The sequence below is a fragment of the Janthinobacterium sp. BJB304 genome (genome assembly GCF_002735765.1).
Taxonomy (GTDB): Bacteria; Pseudomonadota; Gammaproteobacteria; order Burkholderiales; family Burkholderiaceae_D; genus Janthinobacterium.
The window spans coordinates 1-18,991 of record NZ_PDZN01000029.1; the positions used below are offsets into that span (position 1 = coordinate 1).

Consider the following 18,991-nt stretch of genomic DNA (forward strand, 5'->3'; position numbering starts at 1 on the left):
ACCTCCCCCTGGCGCCGCCTGCCCGCGCGCCAGCGCGGCATGCGCCCCTGCCTCCCCAAGCATCAGGAATCGTGAGCCGCGCGCTCAGTATTTACGATTTGCTTCGTCCTTCGTGGCGGCTTATCGTGTATCCGCAATCGCCTGGCCCGGCCTTCCGGGAGCCCGGGCACTTGCCAGCCGGCGCCGGCCCTGTTGCCATGCGCTCCACTTTCCCCCTTCCTTTGCCTGGACAGGCACCACGATGACTTACTTGACCTATGCCAGCCCCCTGCCGCCTGCGCCGCCCTTGCGCCGCATCGATGCCGCCGCAGCCAGCCAGTCCGACGACATTCCCGGCGTGTGGACGCAGGTGCGCGGCATGGCGCAGCATGCTCGACGAGCTGATACTGCCGCACGACAGCCCCGCCGGGCTGCTCGCCGCCATCTTGGCACAGCGCCTGGGCGCGCGCGATATGCGCCCGGCCGTGCTGCGGCCCCTGTTCGAGGACATTCTAAGCACGCAGCCGCCCATCCTGGCCAGCATCACGGCCGACCTTGCGGCCATCGCGCAGCGCGATCCCGCCTGCCCCGACAGCCAGCATGCGCTACTGAACCTGAAGGGTTTTCACGCGCAGCAAACCTGCCGCATGGCACACCATCTGTGGACGGAACACCGCAGCGAGGCCGCCTTTGCCCTGTCCAGCCATGCGGCCGGCGTCCTCGGCATCGACATCGACATCGACATCCATCCGGCCGCGCGCATCATGCCCGATCACGGCAGCCGCATCGTCATCGGCGAAATGGCCGTAGTCGACGACAACGCCGCCATCCGAAGATAAGCCCGGGCTTGACGCTGGGCGCGGGCGCCAAGATACCCGGAAACATCGAAATCGGCACATGCGCAAGGTGGCAGCCGGCAGCGTGGTCCTGCAGGACGTGCCCGCCCATTGCACGGTGGCCGGCATTCCCGGGCGCATCGTCCGCTACCACCTGGCCGACAGCCCGCCCGCCTTCGAGATGGGCCAGATGCTGTAGCGGCGCCCACGCACCAGACATGGCGTCAAACGCAACAATATAGTGCAAATGATGCGTCTTCCGCCATGCCAAATCCCTCGCTACCATGGAATGACTCTTATTGGATGGACAAGCCACCTTATGAATTCGCCGTCAAAACCCGTACCTCCAAGCCAGCAGGCCACCCCGGCCGGCACCGCCACGATGCCCGTGCGCGGCGCCCTTGCCAGCCTGTCCCTGTCGATGCTGCTGCCCGCGCTGGGCACCAGCATCGCCAACGTGGCCCTGCCCGACATGGCCAGGGCCCTGCATGCGCCGTTCCAGGACGTGCAATGGATCGTGCTGGCCTACCTGCTGGCCATCACAGCGCTGATCGTCAGCGTGGGCCGCCTCGGCGACATGCTCGGCCGGCGCCGCCTGCTGCTGGCCGGCATCGCCCTGTTTGCCATTGCCTCCATCCTGTGCGCCCTGGCGCCCACCCTGTGGCTGCTGGTCGCCGCGCGCGCCCTGCAGGGCCTGGGCGCTGCCGTCATGATGGCGCTGACCATGGCCTTTGTCGGCAGCACCGTGCCCAAGGCGCAGACGGGCAGCGCCATGGGCCTGCTCGGCACCATGTCGGCCGTCGGCACCACGCTCGGGCCCGCACTGGGGGGCCTGCTGATCGCGCACTTCGGCTGGCAAGCCATCTTCCTCGTCAACGTGCCGCTGGCCGGCGTGGCGCTGCTGCTGGCCTGGCGCTTCCTGCCGGCCGACCAGCATGGCGCCAACGCCAGGCGGCCCGTGTTCGACCACCGCGGCACCTTGCTGCTGGCGCTGACCCTGGCCGCGTATGCGCTGGCCATGACCCTGGGCCGCGGCCATTTCGGCATGCGCAACGCAGCCCTGCTGCTGGCCGCCTGCGCGGGCGGCGCCCTGTTCGTCCGCGTCGAACTGAAGGCGCCGGCGCCGCTGATACGCCTGGCCATGCTTCGCGCGCCCGTGCTCAGCGCCGGCCTGGCGACCAGCATGCTCGTGTCGACGGTCATGATGTCGACCCTGGTAGTCGGTCCCTTCTACCTGGCGCGCGGCCTGGGCCTGGGCACGGCCGTCACCGGCATGGTGCTGGCGGCCGGGCCGCTGGTGGCGGCGTTCTGCGGCGTGCCGTCCGGCTGGCTGGTGGACCGCTACGGCGCGCAGCGCATGGGCGGCGCGGGCCTGTGCGGCGCGGCCGGCGCCTGCCTGGCGCTGTCCCTGCTGCCGGCCAGCCTGGGCATCCCCGGCTACGTCGCACCGATCATGCTGCTCACGGCCAGCTACGCGCTGTTCCAGGCAGCCAACAATACCGCAGTGATGGGCGACATCGTGCCCGACCAGCGCGGCCTCATCTCCGGCATGCTCAATCTGTCGCGCAATCTGGGCCTCGTCACGGGCGCCTCCGTGATGGGCGCCGTCTTCGCCGCCGGCGCTGGCGATATCGCCGGCGCCCGGCCAGCCGCCATGATCCGTGGCATGCACGCCACCTTTGCCGTCGCCAGCGCGCTGATACTCGCCGCGCTGGCCATTTTCGCGCTCGGCCGCGCCCTGGCCAAGCCCCCTACGCCTTCTGGAGACCCCGCATGATGCGCCCCCGTACGATCCCGTCCCTGCCCGTCCCACTGCTGCTGGCCCTGGCCTGCAGCGCCGCCTTGGCCGGCTGCGGCCGCTCCCAGGCCGCGCCTGGCGGTCCACCGCCCAAGCCCACCGTTTCCGTGGCGCTGCCGGAAACGTCGATGGTGCAGGCGAGCCTCGACTACACGGGCCGCATCGAGCCGTCGCAGCGCGTCGAAGTGCGCTCGCGCGTATCGGGCTACTTGCAGCAGATCGCGTTTCGCGATGGCCAGCAGGTCAAGGCCGGCGATGCGCTGTTCGTCATCGACCCGCGCCCCTTCGCGGCGGCGCGCGACCGCGCCCGGGCCAGCCTGGCCCAGGCCCATGCGCGCAGCAAGCTGGCCACGGCCCAGTTCGAGCGCAGCAGCCGGCTGCAGCAGACGGGCGCGGCCAGCACCGAGGAGCTGGAACGGGCGCGCGGCGAGCTCGAAGGCGCGCAGGCGGCCGTCATGCTGAGCCAGGCGGAATTGCGCAGCGCCGAGCTGGAACTGTCCTTCACCACCATGCGCGCGCCCATCGCCGGCACGGTGTCGGACCGCCGCGTCGATATCGGCAACTACGTGGCCGGCGGCGCCGCGCAAAGCGGCGTGCTGACCACCATCGTCGCGCACAGCCCCGTGCGCGCCACGGTCGACCTGTCGGAAGCGGATTTCCAGCGCCTGCGCCAGCAAAGCAGGCTGCCGTCCAAGGTGCAGCTGGCGCTCGACGGCGGCGGTCCCGCCCAGGATGCCAGCGTCGATTTTATCGACAACGAGATCAGCGTCCGCTCGGGCACGGTGCGCCTGCGCGCCAGCCTGGCCAACGCCGACCGCGCCGTCATGCCGGGCAGCTTTGCGCGCGTGCGCATTCCCGTCGGCGCGGCGCAAGAGCGCCTGCTGGTGCCCGACGCCGCCATCCTCAGCGACCAGAACAAGAAAATGGTGTTCGTCGTGGACGCGGCGGGCAAGGTGGCGCCGCGCAAGGTGGAACTGGGCGGCCTGCAGGGCGACAAGCAGATCGTGCTGTCCGGCCTCGGACCGCAGGAGCGGGTCATCGTCTCCGGCGCGGCCAAGGTGCGCCCGGGCGACCAGGTGCTCGTGGCGGCTCCCCGCGCCAGCGGCGCATAAGGAGCGGCCATGCGTTTTTCCCAATTTTTCATCCGCCGTCCCGTGTTTGCCATCGTGCTGTCGATCCTCATCACCCTGGTGGGCGCGGTGTCGGCCATGCGCCTGCCGATCTCGGAGTTTCCCGAGATCGTGCCGCCCACGGTGACGGTGAAGGCCAGCTACCCGGGCGCCTCGGCGCAGGAAATCGCCGATACGGTCGCCGCGCCGATCGAACAGGAAATCAACGGCGTCGACGGCATGCTCTACATGTCCTCGCAATCGGTGGGCGACGGCAAGCTGACCATCAGCGTGGTGTTCAAGCCGGGCACCAACATCGAACAGGCGCAGTCGCTGGTGCAGAACCGCGTGGCGGTGGCCGAAGCGCGCCTGCCCGACGCCGTGCGCCGGCTGGGTCTGGCCGTCAAGAAGGCCTCGCCCGACCAGCTGATGGTAGTGCTGTTCGATTCGCCGAAAGGCACGCGCGACCAGCAGTACATCTCCAACTTCATCGGCACCGCCGTCAAGGACCAGCTGGCCCGCATCGAAGGCGTCGGCGACATCTACACGCGCGGCGCGCGCGATTTCTCGCTGCGCATCTGGCTCGATCCGGCGCGCGTGGCCTCGCTGGGCCTGAGCGCGCCGGAAGTGATCGCGGCGGTACGGCAAGCCAACTCGCAGGTCGCCGCCGGGGTATTGAACCAGCCGCCCGGCGGCAGCGATGGCGCCTACCAGGTGCAGGTGCAGGCGCAAAGCCGCTTGCGCGACGTGGCCGAATTCGAGGCCATCATCGTCGCCGCCCATGCCGTCGGCGGCGTGGTGCGCCTGCGCGACGTGGCGCGCGTCGAGATGGGCGCGCAGGATTACGCGGAAAGCGGCTTCGTCGACAACCGCACCGCCATCGCGCTGAGCATCAGCCTGCTGCCCGGCTCGAACGCGCTGGCCACCGGCGACCGCGTGCTGGCGCTGCTGGCCAAAATGGAAGCCGATTTCCCGCAGGACGTCGCCTACCATGCCTACTACAATCCGACCGAATTCATCCGTTCCTCGATCGACAAGGTGCGCGACACCATCTTCGAGGCGGCACTGCTGGTGTGCCTGGCCATGCTGCTGTTCCTCGGCTCGTGGCGCGCCGCCGTCATTCCCATCCTGGCCATTCCCGTGTCCCTGGTCGGCACCTTCACGGTGCTGGCCGCGATGGGCTATTCCCTCAATACGCTGTCTCTGTTCGGCCTGGTGCTGGCGATCGGCATCGTCGTCGATGACGCCATCGTGGTGGTGGAAAACGTCGAGCGCCACATGGAGGACGGCATGAGCCCCGTTGCCGCGGCGCAGCGCAGCATGAACGAGGTGGGCTTCGCGCTGGTCGCCATCGCGCTGGTGCTGGTGGCCGTGTTCGTGCCAACGGCCTTCATCGATGGCATCTCCGGCATGTTCTACCGCCAGTTCGCCGTCACCATCGCCGCTTCCACCGTGATCTCGGCACTGGTCTCGCTGACGCTGTCGCCGACCCTGGCCGCGCTGCTGCTCAAGCCGCAGCACGATGCCAACAGCCTGGACGCGCGCTGGATGGCCATCTTCAACCGCGGCTTTTCCCGCCTGACGGGCGGCTACGTGCAACTGACCGGGCGCATCCTCTCGCGGCGCTGGCTGATGCTGCCCGTGTACCTCGTGCTGACGGGCCTGACCTTGTGGCGCCTGGACGCGACGCCGCGCGGCTTCGTGCCGCAGCTGGACCGCGGCTATGCCATCGTCTCGATTCAGCTGCCGGCCGGCTCGACCCTGGCGCGCACCAGCGCAGTGGCGCAGGACGCCACGGCACGCCTGATGAGCCACCCCGGCGTGGCCCACACGGCCGCCTTCGTCGGCACCGACGGCGCCACGTTTACGTCGGCGCCCAACACGGCCGTCATCTTCACCATGTTCAAGGACTTCGGCGCGCGCGCCAACAGTGGCCTGGACGGGTCGGCCATGCTGGGCGCCCTGCGCGGCAAGCTGGCGCCCATCAGCGCGGCGCGCGTGATGGTGATACCGCCGCCTTCCGTGCGCGGCATCGGCACCGGCGGCGGCTTCAAGCTGATGCTGCGCGACACGGGCGGGCTGGGACCGCAAGCCTTGCAGGCGGCCGCGCGCGGCATCGTCGAGGAAGCGGGGAAACTGCCCTCGGTGATGGGCGCCTTCACGCCGTTCAACGCCATGAGCCCGCAGATCAAGGTTGAACTGGACAGCACCAGGGCCGAATACCTGGGCGTGCCGCCGCTGCGCATCAACGAGACCCTGCAAAGCTACCTGGCGCCCGTGTTCGTCAACGACATGAACCTGATGGGCCGGGTCTGGCGCGTCACCGCGCAGGCGGACGCGCCCTACCGGCGCAGCGTGGCCGACCTGGCCGCACTCAAGACGCGCGCCGCCAGCGGCGACATGGTGCCGCTGGGCAGCGTGGCCACCTTCAGCGAAGGCACGGCGCCGTTCCGCGTGCCGCGCTACAACCTGTATCCCGCCGCCGAAATCCAGGGCAGCACCAGGCCCGGCTACTCGACGGGGCAGACCATCGCCGCGATGGAAGAACTGCTCAAGGCGCGCCTGCCGGCCGGCTTCGACTACGAGTGGACGGAACTGGCGCTGCAGGAAAAACACGCGGGCGCCAGCACCGGCATGGTGCTGGGCCTGGCCGTTCTGCTCGTGTATCTGCTGCTGGCGGCCCTGTTTGAAAGCTGGCTGCTGCCCCTGTCCGTCGTGCTGATCGTGCCCAGCTGCGTGCTGGCCACGCTGATCGGCGTGTCGTGGCGCGGCCTGGACAACAACGTGCTGACACAGATCAGCATCGTGGTGCTGATCGGCCTGGCCGCCAAGAACGCCATCCTGATCGTCGAATTCGCGCGCCAGGCGATGGCGGCCGGCGCCGATGCGCGCGCAGCGGCCATCGCCGCCGCCCGCACGCGCTTGCGTCCCATCCTGATGACGTCGCTGGCTTTCCTGCTGGGTGCGATACCGCTGATGCTGTCTTCCGGTGCGGGCGCGGAGATGCGCCAGTCGATGGGCACGGCCGTCTTCGCCGGCATGCTGGGCGTGACCTTGTCGGGCCTGTTGTTCACACCCTTGTTTTTCACCTTGCTGAGCCGCCGCCGTGCGGCGCCGGCCACGCACACGGTCGCGCAGGGAGAAGCCGCATGAGCCGCATGACACACCTGAACACGCGCCACTCCGCGCCGCTGCTGGCGGCGGCCATGCTGGCCCTGGCCGGCTGCAGCGCCGGCACGCCCACGGCGACGCGGGCGCTCGAGCCGGCGCAGCTGCCGGTCCTGCCCTCGGCAGGCGGTCCGGAACTGCAGGCCGGCGCGCCGCCGGCGCTGTGGTGGCAAGCACTGGGCGATGCCAGCCTGGAGCAGCTGGTCAAGCGCGCCTGGCAAGACAACTACGACGTGCGCATCGCCGCCGCGCGCCTGGCCAGCGCCCGCGAGTTCGCGCAGGCCGCGCGCGGTGCCCGCCTGCCGGCGGTGGATCTCGACGCCCAGGCCGGACGCGCGCGCCTGGCGGCGATCGAGAGCCGCGGCGGCCAGCCGCACATCGCCTTGCCGGTGCAGTGGAACGCCATCTTCAGCTGGGAGCTCGACCTGTTCGGCCGCGTACGCCACAGCATCACCGCTGCCGAGGCATCGGCGGACGAGCGCGCCGCCGTGCGCGACGATGTGCGGCGCCTGATCCTGGCGCAGGTGGTCGACGCCTACCTGGTGCTGCGCGGCGCGCAGCAGATGCGCGCCAGCCTGCAGGAACAGCTGTCGAACCAGTCCGGCACCCTGCAACTGGTGCGCGAGCGCGAGAACGCGGGCCGCGCCGCGCCGGCCGAGCGCATGCGCGCCGAGGCGCAGATGCGCCTGGCCAGCGCCCGCCTGCCCAGCCTGAACGCCGAAGAACGTGTGGCGCGCAACCGGCTGGCGACGCTCACCGGGCAGCGTCTCGATGCGCCGGAGCTGGCGGCGCTCGACCAGCCGATGCCGCTGGCGCTGCCGCAAACCTTGTTGACGGACGAGCCGGCCCACCTGCTGCTGCGCCGGCCCGACGTGCGCGCGGCCGAACGGGCGCTGGCAGCGGCCAGCGCGCGCGAAGGCGCCGCCATCGCCGAACGCTTCCCGCGCATCAGCCTGGGCGCGCTGTTTGGCGCCTCCGGCGTGGCCGGCGACTGGAATGGCGGCGATGCGGCGCGCTGGCAGGCGGGCGCCGCGTTTTCCCTGCCGCTGTTCGATGGCGGCACGCGCCGCGCCCGCGCCCGCGCGGCCGGGGCCGAGGTGCAGGCCGCGCAGGCCGGCTTCGACAAGGCGCTGGCGCTGGCACTGGAAGAAGCCGACAGCGCCATCGCGCAATGGGTGCAATTGCGCAACCGCCAAGCGGAACTGCGCGAGGCGCACCGGCTGGCGCAGGAAAGCGCGCGCCTGGCGCGCGTGCGCTACCAGGAAGGCGCGGAAAGCCTGCTCGGCGTGCTCGAAGCGGAACGCATTGCGCTGGCCGCGCAGGAGCAGCTGGTGACGGCGCAGCGCGACGTGGCCATCGCCACGGCGCGCGGCTACACGGCCATGGCCGGCGGCTTCGACGGGCCCGTGCAGCAGGCCGCTGCCGGCGCCATCAGCCGGCGCTGATCCGCGCCGCGCAGGCGTCGACCACGCAGCCGCGCAGCCAGCGGTGGGCGGGGTCGGCATCCATGCGCGGATGCCACATCAGCGACACGGTCAGGTCCGGCATGCCCAGCGGCAGCGCAAAGCTGAACATGCCGGCACGCAGATTGCCCGTATGCCGTTCCGGCACGGTGGCGATCAGGTCGGAGCCGGCGGCCAGCGCCAGCGCCGCCGTAAAGCCGCCGACGATGCTGGCGATCGTGCGCTGCAGTCCCAGCGCGGCCAGCGCGTCGTCCATCGGTCCCGTATCCTGGTCGCGCCGCGCCACCAGCACGTGCTGGCCGGCCGCATAGCGCTCGGCGCTGATCGCTCCTTGCGCCAGCGCATGGCCGCTGCGCACCACGCCCACGAAACGGTCGCCGAACAGCCTGCGCGTGCGCACTTCCGGGCTGGTGAGACTGCCGATCACGCCCGTTTCCAGGTCGATGCTGCCCTCGCGCAGCTGCACGCTTTCGCGGTCGAGCTTTTGCACGAAGCGCAGGCGCACGCCAGGCGCCTGCGCGCCTATATGCGCGAGCAGGGCCGGGCCGAAATTTTCCACGAAGCCGTCGCTCGCACGCAGCGTGAACGTCTGCGCCAGCTGGCGCGGATCGAGCGCTTGCACCGGTCCCAGCACGGCCAGTGCCTCGCCCAGCAAGCGGCCCACCCGTTCGCGCAGCTCCAGCGCGCGCGGCGTGGGCACCAGTTCACGCCCGGCGCGCACCAGCAGCGGATCGCCGGTCGTCTCGCGCAGGCGCGCCAGGGCGCGGCTCATGGCCGATGGACTCAGACGCAAGCGCCGCGCCGCGCGCGTGACGCTGCCTTCGGCCAGCAGGACATCGAGGGTGATCAACAGGTTCAGATCGGGTAGCGACATTGGCGCTTACTCGCCCTGCTCCGGCGCGCGGCCGATCTCGCCGTCGATATTGGCCAGGAACCACGCCAGCGACGCCATCAGCGCCACATTGCGCTTGAGGTTATCCGGGTCGACCTTGTCCAGGGTATCGGCCGGCGTGTGGTGGTAGTGGAAGTAGCTGTGGCTGTCGACGAGCGGCTCGAAGCTGGGCACGCCGCCCGTTTCCAGGCGGTGCAGGTCGCCCGTGCCCAGCGCGTCGCGCCGCGTGAACGCGTGCGCGCCCATCGGCAGCAAGGCAGCGCGCAGCGGTGCGAACAGTTTTTCCGACTTCGGCCCCACACTGGCGAGGATGCCGAACGGGCGGCCGGCGCCGCTGTCCATCTCGATGGCCGCGTATTGTTTGCCGAGCGCCTGCTTGTGGGCCTCGAAGTAGGCCTGGCCGCCACGGCCGCCGTTTTCCTCGTTCATCCAGGCGATCACGCGGATGGTGCGGCGCGGGCGGTAGTCGAGCTTTTTCAAGGTTTCCACCACGCCCATGGCCGCCACGACGCCGGCGCCGTCGTCGTGCGCGCCCGTCGCCAGGTCCCAGGAATCGAGGTGGCCCGAGACCACCACCACTTCGCCGGCCTTGTCCGTGCCGGGCCAGTCGGCGATCACGTTGTAGCTGTCCGCCTCCGGCAGGTTTTGCGGCGTCAGGGTCAGGTGCATTTTCAAGGGCCCGCGCGCGGCCAGGCGGCCGATCAGCAAGGCGTCTTCCACGGTGACGGCGGCGGCGGGAATGCGCTTGTTGTCATCGAGGCCCGTGGCGCCCGCATGCGGGATGCGGAAGTTCGCGCCGCCGACCGAGCGCACCAGCGCGGCGGCCGCGCCCAAGTCGGCCGCCGCCTTCGGCCCGAGGAAGCGCGCGCGCGAACCCTGTCCATACGTGACGCCGGCCAGGCCACGTTCGGCCATCTCCTGGTCGAACGGCGTGTCGATCAGCACGATGGCGCCCTTCACTTCCGGCGCGCGCGCCTTGAGTTCGTCCAGGCTCTTGACGATGATCACGGGCGCCGTCAGGCCGGCGGCCGCAGTGGCGCCGGAGCCGCCCAGGGCGGTCAGTACCACGCGCTGCGACACGCCCTGCGGACGGCCCGCGTAATCGACGATTTCCGCCGTTTCCACGCCGCGCACCCAGTGCGGCACTTTCACGGGCTGCAAGGTGACGGTGGCGCCCAGCTGGCGCATGGCGTCGGCCACCTGCTGCACGGCGGCGGCCGCGCCTGCGGAGCCGGACAGGCGCGGGCCGATCAGGTCCGTCATGTCGGCCAGGCGGGCGTAGGCCCAGTCGCTTTGCAGCGCCGTATCGCGCACCTGCGCCAGCGCTTGCGGCGTATTGCCCGGTGCGGCGGCAAAGGCGCCGGCGCTGACGATGCAGCCAAGGGCGACGGATAAAACGGAACGGCGCAATGGCGCGCCAGTCAGGATGATTTGCATGTGATGTCAGTTCCAGTCAACGAGGTCGAAGCGGGTACGCCGTGGCCAGGGGCAAGGCGCGGCTGTCTACGATAGCGTATTTATTCTGTCATTGCAGCAACTTTTACCGGACCGATTGCCTCTTGCCCCCAGAGTCGATTACCATGAAGATTCGTGATCGCTACCGGAAACCGACATGCTCAAGGGAACCCTCTGCACCATCCGGCATTTGCAGGCTGCCGACCTGAATACCTATATTTCCCTCGTCAACGACCTGCCCTCGCGCGGCGAGTTTTTCTCCATGCAATTCAAGTCGCCCGAGGCCATGCGGCGCGACTTCCTGCAATCGGGCTTTGTCACCGAAGACAGCGAATTGTTCCTCATCGAAGATCACTCACAGCACATCATCGGCACGATCACGCACTTCAAGAGCCGCACGCCAGCCTCGCGCGAAATCGGTTACCGCCTGTTCGACCGGCAGCGGGACGGGCGCGGCTACATCAGCGAAGCGACGCGCCTGGTGGTCGACTACCTGTTCAGCGCCTATCCGTATCACCGGCTCGAGCTGCTGATGGACCCGCTGAACATCGGCTCCGAGCGCATCGCGCAAAAGAACGGCTTTACCCAGGAAGGCTTGATACGCCAGGCTTTCTTTATCAACGGCGTGATGCGCGACGCCAAAATGTACAGCCTGCTTCGCCCCGAATGGCAGGCGCGCCTGCGCTGACTTGTTACCGCCCCGCCCCGATTGTAATAAGTTGTATTAGACGTGGAACAAGCTTGCAACAGCAGATATAGTCCAGTTCATGCAGATCATTGTGATCTCGCCGGAATGGAAGGAAATGCCATGTTGAACAAGAAACTCCTGGGTGCGGTAATGGTAGCGGCAGTGGCTGTGTCTTCGGCCGCAGTCGCCGGTGACCGCGACTTCAATACCGTTGCAGGCGCCGTTGTCGGGGCGGCCATTGGCAACAGCACCGGCGGACGCAATGGTGCGATCGTCGGTGGCGTGCTGGGCGCCGCCGTCGGCAACAGCATCAGCACGAATGACCGCTACTACGACCGTGGCGGCTATCGGGGCGGCTACCGCGAAACCTATTACGCGCCTGCGCCGCAACCGGTGTACTACGCCCCGGCGCCGCAGCCCGTGTACTACGCGCCGCCACCGCGCTACTACGGCCCGCCGGCTGTCGTCTACGTGCAGCCGGGCCGCGGCTACTACCGCGACCATGGCCGCTACGACTACTATGACCGTGGCCACGGTCACGGCCACGGCTGGGGCCATCGCCGTTAAGCGACACCCGCCACCACATAAAACCTGCGCCAGCTTGCTGCCGCAGGTTTTTGTGCGAAACAGGCAAGGTATCGCCCCCGCGCGATTTCGGCTAAGCTGTGTCCTACGATCAACATTGCTGGCCGCCTGGACCGCACCAACCGATGCATTTAATTAAAGACGCGCTCGACTTTGGCCCCTGGCTCGATGCCGCCGCCGGCACCAGCGTGGGCGCCGGCCCGATGCCCCGGCGCGAAAACCAGGACAACTTCCTGCTGATCGATGCCAGCGGCCACGCCGTCTGCCTGTCGCGGCAGGCGCCGTTCCACTGCCAGGTGCCGGGCTGGCCGCGCGGCCACGTGCGTGCCGCCGTGCTCGACGGCATGGGCGGCCACGGCCATGGGCGCGAAGCGGCGGAAGCGGCCGTGCAAGGCTTGCTGACCATACCCGCCTGCCTCGACACGGCCAGCCTGGCAGCCAAACTCGACCAGTTGCACACGCGCTTGCAGGATACCTTCGCCAGGACGGCGCCAGCCCAGGCGCGCCCGCCCGGCACCACCCTGACCTTGCTGGAAGTGCCGCCCGGCGAAGCGCCGCTGCTGTATCACGTGGGCGATTCGCGCCTGTATGAAATTGCCGACGGGGTTGCCAGCATCCTCACCGTCGACCACGTGCCGGCCACCGTGTACGCCATGCGCGGAGCGCTCGACGAGACGCGCTGGCGCGCCGCCGTGCACGGCGAGCACCATCCGCAAATCTCGCAGGCCTTCATTTTAGGCAACGCCATCAGCGACAGCTTGCAGCTCGACAAGCCCTTGCGCGCCCTCGATGCGGCCACCTTGCCGCCTTTCCTGGCGCACCTGGGCGACCGCCGCGTGCTGCGCGTGCGCCCCGGCGCCCACTATCTGCTGGCCAGCGACGGTTTCTGGGCCTGCGAGGATCCGCTCACCCTCACGGCCCGCTGGCCCGCCTTGTGTGCCGGCAAGACTGCGGCTCAGGCCGTCAGCGCCCTGCTCGACGACTTCCTCTTGCATCCGCCAAAAGGCTTGTATAGCGACAACATTACCGTGGTGGCGCTGCGCTTCGATGCGGCATTCACCGTCCCAGGCGGCTAGCAGCCAGGTAGCCGGCCGTGGCCGACACGGCCGACAGCACGGTGCCCCAGGCCATGTCGATCGCCGTCAAGGCCAGCGGCCAGCCGCGCAAGGTCGCATAGTTGCTCAAATCATAGGTGCCGTAGGCAAGCAGCCCCAGCAGCGCGCCCAGCGCCGCCGCCGTGCGTCCGCGGCGCGCGCGCAAGCCGGGCAGGATGGCAAAGACCAGCAGTCCGGCCACGTACAGCAGATAAAACAACACGGCCGGCGCCCAGCGGGGCGTGTCCGCCAATAGCGGCCCCAGCGCCGCGGCGTACACGGGTTTCATCAGCACCGCCAGCCACAGGGCATCGATGGCCAGGAACACGCACAAGGCGGCGCCATAGGCAATGGCAAGCTGGAGCGGGCGTTGGGCAGACATAGTCATCTTTCGGCGTCAGGCGGCGTTGAGGGCAACAGTTGCGCCAGCATAATGCAAAATGCCGCCACGCTCACATCGGCCCGCATAAAAGGAACCACCGCCGCGGCGCGCGGTCTGACGGAAGGACCTCTCCCAACGTCACCAGGAGCATGCCATGAGCAACACCATCGCTACACCGCAGGCCGGCGCCGCCGGCGCGCCCGACTACGCCGCCATCAAGCAGCGCCAGCAAGCAGGCTGGGCCAGCGGCGACTTCGCCGTCATCGGCGTGACGCTGCAGCCGGTCGGCGAGTCGCTGGCCGAGGCCGCCGACATCCGCGCCCACGAAGACGTCATCGACATCGCCGCCGGCAACGGCAACGCCACCTTGGCGGCGGCGCGCCGCTTTGCCCGCGTCGTCTCCACCGATTATGTGCCGGCGCTGTTGGACAAGGGCCGCGCGCGCGCCGAGGCGGAAGGGCTGGCCGTGACCTTCCGCGTGGCCGACGCCGAAGCCCTGCCCTTCGCCGATGCCAGTTTCGACGCGGCCCTGTCGACCTTCGGCGTCATGTTCACGCCCGACCACCGGCGCGCGGCCAGCGAAATGCTGCGCGTGCTGCGTCCCGGCGGACGCATCGGCATGGCCAACTGGACCCCGGACGGCTTTATCGGGCAACTCTTCAAGACCATCGGCAAATATGTCCCGCCGCCGGCAGGCGTGGTGTCGCCGGCCCGCTGGGGCGAGGAAGCGTATGTGCGCGACCTGTTCGGCCAGGCGGCCGAACAGGTGCACAGCCAGCGCAAGGTCTTCAATTTCCGCTACGCCTCCGCCCACCACTGGGTGCAGGTCTTCCGCGATTATTACGGCCCCGTCCACAAGGCCTTTGCCGCGCTGGACGCGGGTGGCGCCGAGGCGCTGGAGCTAGAACTGTTCGCCCTGCTCGAACGCCTGAATACAGCGGGCGCTCACTCGCTGGTGGTGCCGGGCGAGTATCTGGAAGTCATCGTCAGCAAACAGCGCAGCTGAACGCAGCTGGACTGGCGATATCAAAATAACATATCCAGAAAGACATAAAATGTGTTTTTGAGCAATAGTTTCCATGACACGCATGACAAGCTGTGACCAAGGGGATGAATTTGGGCAAAAAGAGCGCATTCGAGCGCCGCGAAAGTTGCCAAGCAGGCGCAAAAGCGCGTAAGCTCTCATGTAGAACAGAGGGCGCAATGTCCCCGCTCGATTCGAGTCAGAATGTCATGAAAAAATGCAGCAACCCGGAGCACCCGCACTGTACGTTCTGGGTCTTGCCTGGGGAAACAGTCTGCGCGGGCAACCACCCGCAAGCGACGAATGCCCCCAGCAGCTACGACCTGTTGAGCGCACTGCGCAGCGCCCGTTCCGAACCATCGGCAACGGCGCTTCCGCACGCCCGTGCGCATGATGCTGCGATGCGCGATGCGGTGATACGCGATGCTGCTCAAGCGGTGACCAGCCTGACCAGCCCCATGCCAGCCTCGCCCCCCGCCAGCCTGCCGGCATTTACCCCAGTGCCCGCCGCACAGCCGGCCACTGCGCCCGCTTACCAGCCGATACATGCCCACCTGCACATCAGCGGCTTCGATCCCCGTGCGGCAGGCGGACGGCAAACCCTGAAGATGGAATTGCGCGGCATGAGCGCCGCCTGCGCGCCGCAGCTGACCTTGCGCCTGCGCTCGGACCTGATCCCGCGCGGCGCCGTCCAGCATGATTTCGTGCGCACCACGCGCGGCGACTGGCGACCCGTATTTGTCGAGTTTTCCTCGCGTAACAAGGAGCACGGGCAATACCAGATCGAGGTGGAAGTACACAGCCACGTCGACGGCGCCGTGGCGCAGAAATGGGTATGCACGTTTGTCATCCTCGTACCGCGCCGCGACGCCACCCTGACGGAAATCCACCAGATCTTCCTCAGCACGCACAAGAACGTGCGCGTGATGGCCGACGACGCCTCGATTGCCCGCGTGACGGGCGGCGACGGCTGCAACCTCGACGTCACCGCGCGCAATGCCGGCATTGCCCACGTGGATTTGTCGGCGCCGCAAGGCAAGATCGACATGGGTTTTACCACCATCGCCTGGGACGAGGAATTGATCGAAGTCGACCTGCCCGCCGCCAGCCACTGCCATCCGCACCCGAGCCAGGCTGCCTGCCTCGTCAATGCGGCGCCGGAAGCGGGCGAGCAGCGCCAGATCCGCCTGTTCGCGCTGGAAGAATGCATGCTGGGACGCTTCGAGCTGGTGGACCCCGAAGCCGATGTGCTGCTCAGCCATTTCAGCCCCGACGGCCAGGACAACAATGGCTTGACGCGCCGCCTGTCGGGCCGCCACGCCATCATCCGGCGCAGCCAGCAAGGCTTTGAAATCGAAGACGTGTCGCGCTACGGCGTGCTGCTCGACGGCGTCTGGCCCGGCAAGCACAAACCCGTCGCCCTGCGCCTGGGCATGCGCATCGAATTGTCCGCCAGCATCAAGGGCATCGTCGTGCTCAGCGTCACGGCCATCCTCGCGCACGGCGTGATCCTGCACCGCATCGACCACGGCGCCCGCGCCGAGTGTTTTTACCTGCTGCTGCCCGACACCCAGCCCACGCCGGCCAGCCACCTGGCCACGCCGCAGGCCGGCTGCCTTCCCCTGCTGTTCCACCGCAACGGCGGTTTCTGGCATCTGGACACGGCCAGCGGCAAGGAAACCGCGCTGGCCCCGGCCACGGCGCTCGACAAGCTGAGCGGCTTCGCGCGGCACAACCGCTTCGCCAGCGAACCGTATCCGGAATGCTGGATCATCCGCACCGAAGGCGCAGCGCTGTGCGATAGCACCATGCAAACTGCGTAGTAACACTGTTGTAACTCTGCAGTTATCCGCAAGGCTTTAGCGCGGTATCAGTACGAGAAAAATCATCGACAATCCCAGAATAAACACCGCTTCCAGCGTAAACACGATGGCGGGAATCTGCAATTCGCGCGGGATTTTCATGGCGACACCTCTTAAAACGTAAGACTGCTTTCAGCATAGCGCGCCCTGCGCCAAATACATTATCAGCCGCACAACACACTTGACCGGCCGGCATCAGGCGCCGAGTTCGCCATCACGTCCATTCCGACACACAATTTAACATTTTAATAGCAGATATTGCGCAAATAGCCCCCAGCGACGCCCTTGCGTACTGTATATTCATCCAGTTAATATCCATGACATTTTACAAAGCGCCTGTGCGGCGTTTTACATTTCCTATGGCTTCCAACAAAGCGCATCATGCGACCGGTTGGGCTGCCGGCGTGATCGCCGCGGCCCTGGTCGCGCACGCTGGCGCCGGCGGCCCCTATCAAGTGCTGAGCATGCTCGCCTTTGTCATGGGGGCGCTGGGCGGCACGGCGCCGGACTGGCTGGAAGTGGCCTGGTGGGCGCGCACGCACAAGCTGTGGATCACGCACCGCACGTGGACGCACTGGGGCCTGGCCTGGATCGCCCTGCTCGTCTACACGTATCTGCAATTGCCGTACCACCTGTGGGCGCCGCCCCTGTTCGGCTTTGCCGCCGGCGGCATCATGCATCTGCTGGCCGACTGGCCCAATCCGCTGGGGGTGCCGTGGATTTTCCGCCGCCACTCGCTGCGCTGGTGGAAAAGCGGCCGCCACGACATCATCGTCATCATCGCCGCCTGGCTGGCCGCCACCATCGTGGCCGACCACGTGTTTTTTGACGGCATCCACTGGCAGCGCAGCGTGCTGGCCTTCGAGGCGCTGCTGCACTGGTCCGCCACTGCCCTGCAGCAAGCCTGGGCGGATCTGCAACAGTGGCAGGAGCGCTGGCGCCTCGGTGGCGGACAGTAATTGACGCCGCCCGCATGGCAATGTGATAATGAGTATCATTCTCAAACAGCCCAGCCAGCCGGCACCCCGCGTTCCGTCAGCCCAGCCCATCCCTTGCCTGGAGAACGCAGTGAGTACCGTCAGTCCCACCCATGCCAGCCACCTGAGCACCTTGTACAGCGAACACCATGGCTGGCTGTATGGCTGGCTGCGCGGCAAGCTGGGCAACCGCGCCGAGGCGGCCGACCTGGCGCAGGACACTTTTTTACGCCTGCTGGGCAAGCACGAGGTGGCACCGCTGGCGCCGCTGCGCGAGCCGCGCGGCTACCTGGCGACCATCGCGCGCGGCTTGCTGATCGACCGCTACCGGCGCCAGGCGCTGGAACAGGCCTATCTGGAAGCGCTGGCCCAGCAAGCCGAGCCGATATCAATCTGCGCCGAAACGCACGCCATCATCATCGAAACCCTGCTCGCCATCGACCGCCTGCTCGACCGCCTGGGCGCGCGCACGCGGGCCATCTTCCTGCTGGCGCAAATCGAAGAACTGAGTTACGTGGACATCAGCCGGCGCCTCGGCGTGTCCTTGCCCACCGTGAAAAAGCACCTGGTGCGCGCCTACACGGAATGCCTGATGCTGGCGGCCGGCTGATGTTTTCCCCTTCCACCCCGCAGTCAGCGCCCATCCCCCGCAAGGTGCTGGCCGCCGCCGCCCACTGGCATGTGGAACTCCAGTGCGGCAGCGCCGACCCGGCCGCCCTGCAGGCATGGCGCGACGCCAGCGCCGAGCATGACCGGGCCTGGGCGCTGCTGCAGCGCATGGACGGCCAGCTGGCCATCATACCGCCGGCGCTGGCAATTCCTGCCCTGCAGGCGGCGCAGCAGCGACGGCGCAGCGCCGCGAAAATGCTGGCCATGCTGGTGGCGGCCGGCGGCGGCATCATGTTGGGCCAGGCGGGCTTGCAGTCCGGCCCCTGGCAAGCGTGGACGGCGTCCTTGCGCACGGCGCCGGGCCAGCGCCGCCACGTGACGCTGGCCGATGGCGGGCGCATGGAGATGAATACGGATAGCGCCGTCGACGTCGATTACAGCGCCGCGCGCCGCCGCATCCGCCTGCATCACGGCGAAGTCATGATCACGACGGCGCCCGATGCGCGCCCCTTCCTCGTCGACACGCCGCACGGCGTGATCCGCGCGCTGGGCACGCGCTTCGGCGTGCGCTGCGATGACGGTGGCAGCGTCGTCAGCGTCTTCGAACACGCCGTGGAAGTGCGCGGCGCGGCGCGCCCGGATGCCGTGCGTCGCCTGGAAGCGGGGCAGCAGCTGCGCTTTGGCGGCACCGGTCTGGAAGCCGTGCTGGCCATGCCCGCGCACCAGGACAGCTGGCTGCGCGGCATGCTGGTGGCGGCAGACTGGCCGCTGCAACGGCTGGTGCAGGAACTGTCGCGCTACCGGCGCGGACGCCTGGCCTGCGACGCGAGCGTGGCGCAACGCCCCGTCACGGGCACTTACCGGCTCGACGATATCGACGCCGTGCTGGAAAGCCTGTGCGCCTCGCACGGACTGCAAGTGACCTACTTCACGCGCTACTGGGCCACGGTGGCGGCCCGTTCAAGCTAATTACTTTCAGTTTTTTTTGCGCCAGGGGTTGGTGTTTCGCTGCGCTGCTTCGGCTTGACAGGTAAGAAGCCGATTCATCCACCATTGACCATATCCTGAGC

General features: G+C 68.2%; 17 protein-coding genes. 14 read left to right on the forward strand and 3 right to left on the reverse strand.

All coding sequences use genetic code 11. The features are described from left to right. The first annotated feature begins 368 nt into the window (after positions 1 to 368). The 6 genes from CSQ95_RS29885 to CSQ95_RS25855 all read left to right on the forward strand — a co-directional run bounded on the left by CSQ95_RS29885 (position 369) and on the right by CSQ95_RS25855 (position 8,335). Positions 369 to 818 (forward strand): hypothetical protein, encoded by a 450-nt coding sequence (locus CSQ95_RS29885; RefSeq protein ID WP_218963652.1) that lies wholly within the window; start codon positions 369 to 371, stop codon positions 816 to 818. A 58-nt stretch (positions 819 to 876) separates the two neighbouring features. Further along, complete coding sequence (locus CSQ95_RS29890) at positions 877 to 1,014, forward strand: hypothetical protein (protein WP_218963653.1); 138 nt, start codon at positions 877 to 879, stop codon at positions 1,012 to 1,014. 120 nt (positions 1,015 to 1,134) lie between these two features. After that, positions 1,135 to 2,592 carry an MFS transporter gene (locus CSQ95_RS25840; protein ID WP_218963654.1) on the forward strand — a complete coding sequence of 486 codons (1,458 nt, stop codon included), beginning with the start codon at positions 1,135 to 1,137 and terminating at the stop codon, positions 2,590 to 2,592. Beyond that, positions 2,589 to 3,725, forward strand: coding sequence for an efflux RND transporter periplasmic adaptor subunit (locus CSQ95_RS25845; protein ID WP_099411561.1), 1,137 nt, complete (start codon positions 2,589 to 2,591; stop codon positions 3,723 to 3,725). Before CSQ95_RS25840 ends, CSQ95_RS25845 begins: the two co-directional genes overlap by 4 nt. A gap of 9 nt (positions 3,726 to 3,734) precedes the next feature. Continuing rightward, positions 3,735 to 6,875 (forward strand): efflux RND transporter permease subunit, encoded by a 3,141-nt coding sequence (locus CSQ95_RS25850; RefSeq protein ID WP_099411562.1) that lies wholly within the window; start codon positions 3,735 to 3,737, stop codon positions 6,873 to 6,875. After that, positions 6,872 to 8,335 (forward strand): efflux transporter outer membrane subunit, encoded by a 1,464-nt coding sequence (locus CSQ95_RS25855; RefSeq protein ID WP_099411563.1) that lies wholly within the window; start codon positions 6,872 to 6,874, stop codon positions 8,333 to 8,335. The genes CSQ95_RS25850 and CSQ95_RS25855 overlap by 4 nt, the downstream gene beginning before the upstream one ends. Here CSQ95_RS25855 and CSQ95_RS25860 read toward each other — a convergent pair. Both CSQ95_RS25860 and CSQ95_RS25865 read right to left on the reverse strand, forming a co-directional pair. After that, complete coding sequence (locus tag CSQ95_RS25860; protein WP_070224663.1) at positions 8,322 to 9,227, reverse strand: LysR family transcriptional regulator; 906 nt, start codon at positions 9,225 to 9,227, stop codon at positions 8,322 to 8,324. The two genes, CSQ95_RS25855 and CSQ95_RS25860, sit on opposite strands and share 14 nt — an antisense overlap. Positions 9,228 to 9,233: 6 nt before the next feature. Continuing rightward, positions 9,234 to 10,682, reverse strand: a complete 1,449-nt coding sequence (locus CSQ95_RS25865; RefSeq protein ID WP_099411564.1) for a M20/M25/M40 family metallo-hydrolase — start codon at positions 10,680 to 10,682, stop codon at positions 9,234 to 9,236. A gap of 175 nt (positions 10,683 to 10,857) precedes the next feature. On the opposite strand from CSQ95_RS25865, the gene CSQ95_RS25870 reads away from it, so the two are divergent. The 3 genes from CSQ95_RS25870 (at position 10,858) to CSQ95_RS25880 (ending at position 13,049) form a co-directional block, all read left to right on the forward strand. Then, on the forward strand, positions 10,858 to 11,388 hold the full coding sequence (locus CSQ95_RS25870) for a GNAT family N-acetyltransferase (RefSeq protein WP_099411565.1): 531 nt from the start codon (positions 10,858 to 10,860) through the stop codon (positions 11,386 to 11,388). Positions 11,389 to 11,508: 120 nt separating this feature from the next. Continuing rightward, positions 11,509 to 11,955: a glycine zipper 2TM domain-containing protein gene (locus CSQ95_RS25875; RefSeq protein ID WP_070289651.1), complete on the forward strand. Its 447-nt coding sequence runs from the start codon at positions 11,509 to 11,511 to the stop codon at positions 11,953 to 11,955. 143 nt (positions 11,956 to 12,098) lie between these two features. Beyond that, entirely contained in the window at positions 12,099 to 13,049 is a 951-nt protein-coding gene (locus CSQ95_RS25880) for a PP2C family serine/threonine-protein phosphatase (protein ID WP_099411566.1), read from the forward strand. Here the strand turns inward: CSQ95_RS25880 and CSQ95_RS25885 are convergent. Beyond that, positions 13,030 to 13,449 carry a DUF2177 family protein gene (locus CSQ95_RS25885; protein ID WP_099411567.1) on the reverse strand — a complete coding sequence of 140 codons (420 nt, stop codon included), beginning with the start codon at positions 13,447 to 13,449 and terminating at the stop codon, positions 13,030 to 13,032. The genes CSQ95_RS25880 and CSQ95_RS25885 overlap by 20 nt on opposite strands. Positions 13,450 to 13,603: 154 nt before the next feature. On the opposite strand from CSQ95_RS25885, the gene CSQ95_RS25890 reads away from it, so the two are divergent. The 5 genes from CSQ95_RS25890 (at position 13,604) to CSQ95_RS25910 (ending at position 18,890) form a co-directional block, all read left to right on the forward strand. Continuing rightward, positions 13,604 to 14,455, forward strand: a complete 852-nt coding sequence (locus CSQ95_RS25890) for a class I SAM-dependent methyltransferase (RefSeq protein WP_099411568.1) — start codon at positions 13,604 to 13,606, stop codon at positions 14,453 to 14,455. Between the two features lie 227 nt (positions 14,456 to 14,682). Then, positions 14,683 to 16,296 carry an FHA domain-containing protein gene (locus CSQ95_RS25895; protein ID WP_257218221.1) on the forward strand — a complete coding sequence of 538 codons (1,614 nt, stop codon included), beginning with the start codon at positions 14,683 to 14,685 and terminating at the stop codon, positions 16,294 to 16,296. Positions 16,297 to 16,694: 398 nt separating this feature from the next. Then, the gene (locus tag CSQ95_RS25900; protein ID WP_099411603.1) at positions 16,695 to 17,294 is read left to right on the forward strand and encodes a metal-dependent hydrolase; all 600 of its coding nucleotides are present in this window, start codon (positions 16,695 to 16,697) and stop codon (positions 17,292 to 17,294) included. A gap of 109 nt (positions 17,295 to 17,403) precedes the next feature. Continuing rightward, a complete protein-coding gene (locus CSQ95_RS25905) occupies positions 17,404 to 17,922 on the forward strand; it encodes a sigma-70 family RNA polymerase sigma factor (RefSeq protein ID WP_257218222.1) in 519 nt (172 codons plus the stop codon). After that, positions 17,922 to 18,890: a FecR domain-containing protein gene (locus tag CSQ95_RS25910; RefSeq protein ID WP_180279167.1), complete on the forward strand. Its 969-nt coding sequence runs from the start codon at positions 17,922 to 17,924 to the stop codon at positions 18,888 to 18,890. Before CSQ95_RS25905 ends, CSQ95_RS25910 begins: the two co-directional genes overlap by 1 nt. Positions 18,891 to 18,991 lie beyond the last annotated feature (101 nt).

Excerpts from the sequence above, each read along its gene's own strand:
- CSQ95_RS29885 (WP_218963652.1), top strand. The coding sequence starts at position 369 with ATGCTCGACGAGCTGATACTGCCGCACGACAGCCCCGCCGGGCTGCTC.
- CSQ95_RS29890 (WP_218963653.1), top strand. The coding sequence starts at position 877 with ATGCGCAAGGTGGCAGCCGGCAGCGTGGTCCTGCAGGACGTGCCCGCC.
- CSQ95_RS25840 (WP_218963654.1), top strand. The coding sequence starts at position 1,135 with ATGAATTCGCCGTCAAAACCCGTACCTCCAAGCCAGCAGGCCACCCCG.
- CSQ95_RS25845 (WP_099411561.1), top strand. The coding sequence starts at position 2,589 with ATGATGCGCCCCCGTACGATCCCGTCCCTGCCCGTCCCACTGCTGCTG.
- CSQ95_RS25850 (WP_099411562.1), top strand. The coding sequence starts at position 3,735 with ATGCGTTTTTCCCAATTTTTCATCCGCCGTCCCGTGTTTGCCATCGTG.
- CSQ95_RS25855 (WP_099411563.1), top strand. The coding sequence starts at position 6,872 with ATGAGCCGCATGACACACCTGAACACGCGCCACTCCGCGCCGCTGCTG.
- CSQ95_RS25860 (WP_070224663.1), bottom strand. The coding sequence starts at position 9,227 with ATGTCGCTACCCGATCTGAACCTGTTGATCACCCTCGATGTCCTGCTG.
- CSQ95_RS25865 (WP_099411564.1), bottom strand. The coding sequence starts at position 10,682 with ATGCAAATCATCCTGACTGGCGCGCCATTGCGCCGTTCCGTTTTATCC.
- CSQ95_RS25870 (WP_099411565.1), top strand. The coding sequence starts at position 10,858 with ATGCTCAAGGGAACCCTCTGCACCATCCGGCATTTGCAGGCTGCCGAC.
- CSQ95_RS25875 (WP_070289651.1), top strand. The coding sequence starts at position 11,509 with ATGTTGAACAAGAAACTCCTGGGTGCGGTAATGGTAGCGGCAGTGGCT.
- CSQ95_RS25880 (WP_099411566.1), top strand. The coding sequence starts at position 12,099 with ATGCATTTAATTAAAGACGCGCTCGACTTTGGCCCCTGGCTCGATGCC.
- CSQ95_RS25885 (WP_099411567.1), bottom strand. The coding sequence starts at position 13,449 with ATGTCTGCCCAACGCCCGCTCCAGCTTGCCATTGCCTATGGCGCCGCC.
- CSQ95_RS25890 (WP_099411568.1), top strand. The coding sequence starts at position 13,604 with ATGAGCAACACCATCGCTACACCGCAGGCCGGCGCCGCCGGCGCGCCC.
- CSQ95_RS25895 (WP_257218221.1), top strand. The coding sequence starts at position 14,683 with ATGAAAAAATGCAGCAACCCGGAGCACCCGCACTGTACGTTCTGGGTC.
- CSQ95_RS25900 (WP_099411603.1), top strand. The coding sequence starts at position 16,695 with ATGGCTTCCAACAAAGCGCATCATGCGACCGGTTGGGCTGCCGGCGTG.
- CSQ95_RS25910 (WP_180279167.1), top strand. The coding sequence starts at position 17,922 with ATGTTTTCCCCTTCCACCCCGCAGTCAGCGCCCATCCCCCGCAAGGTG.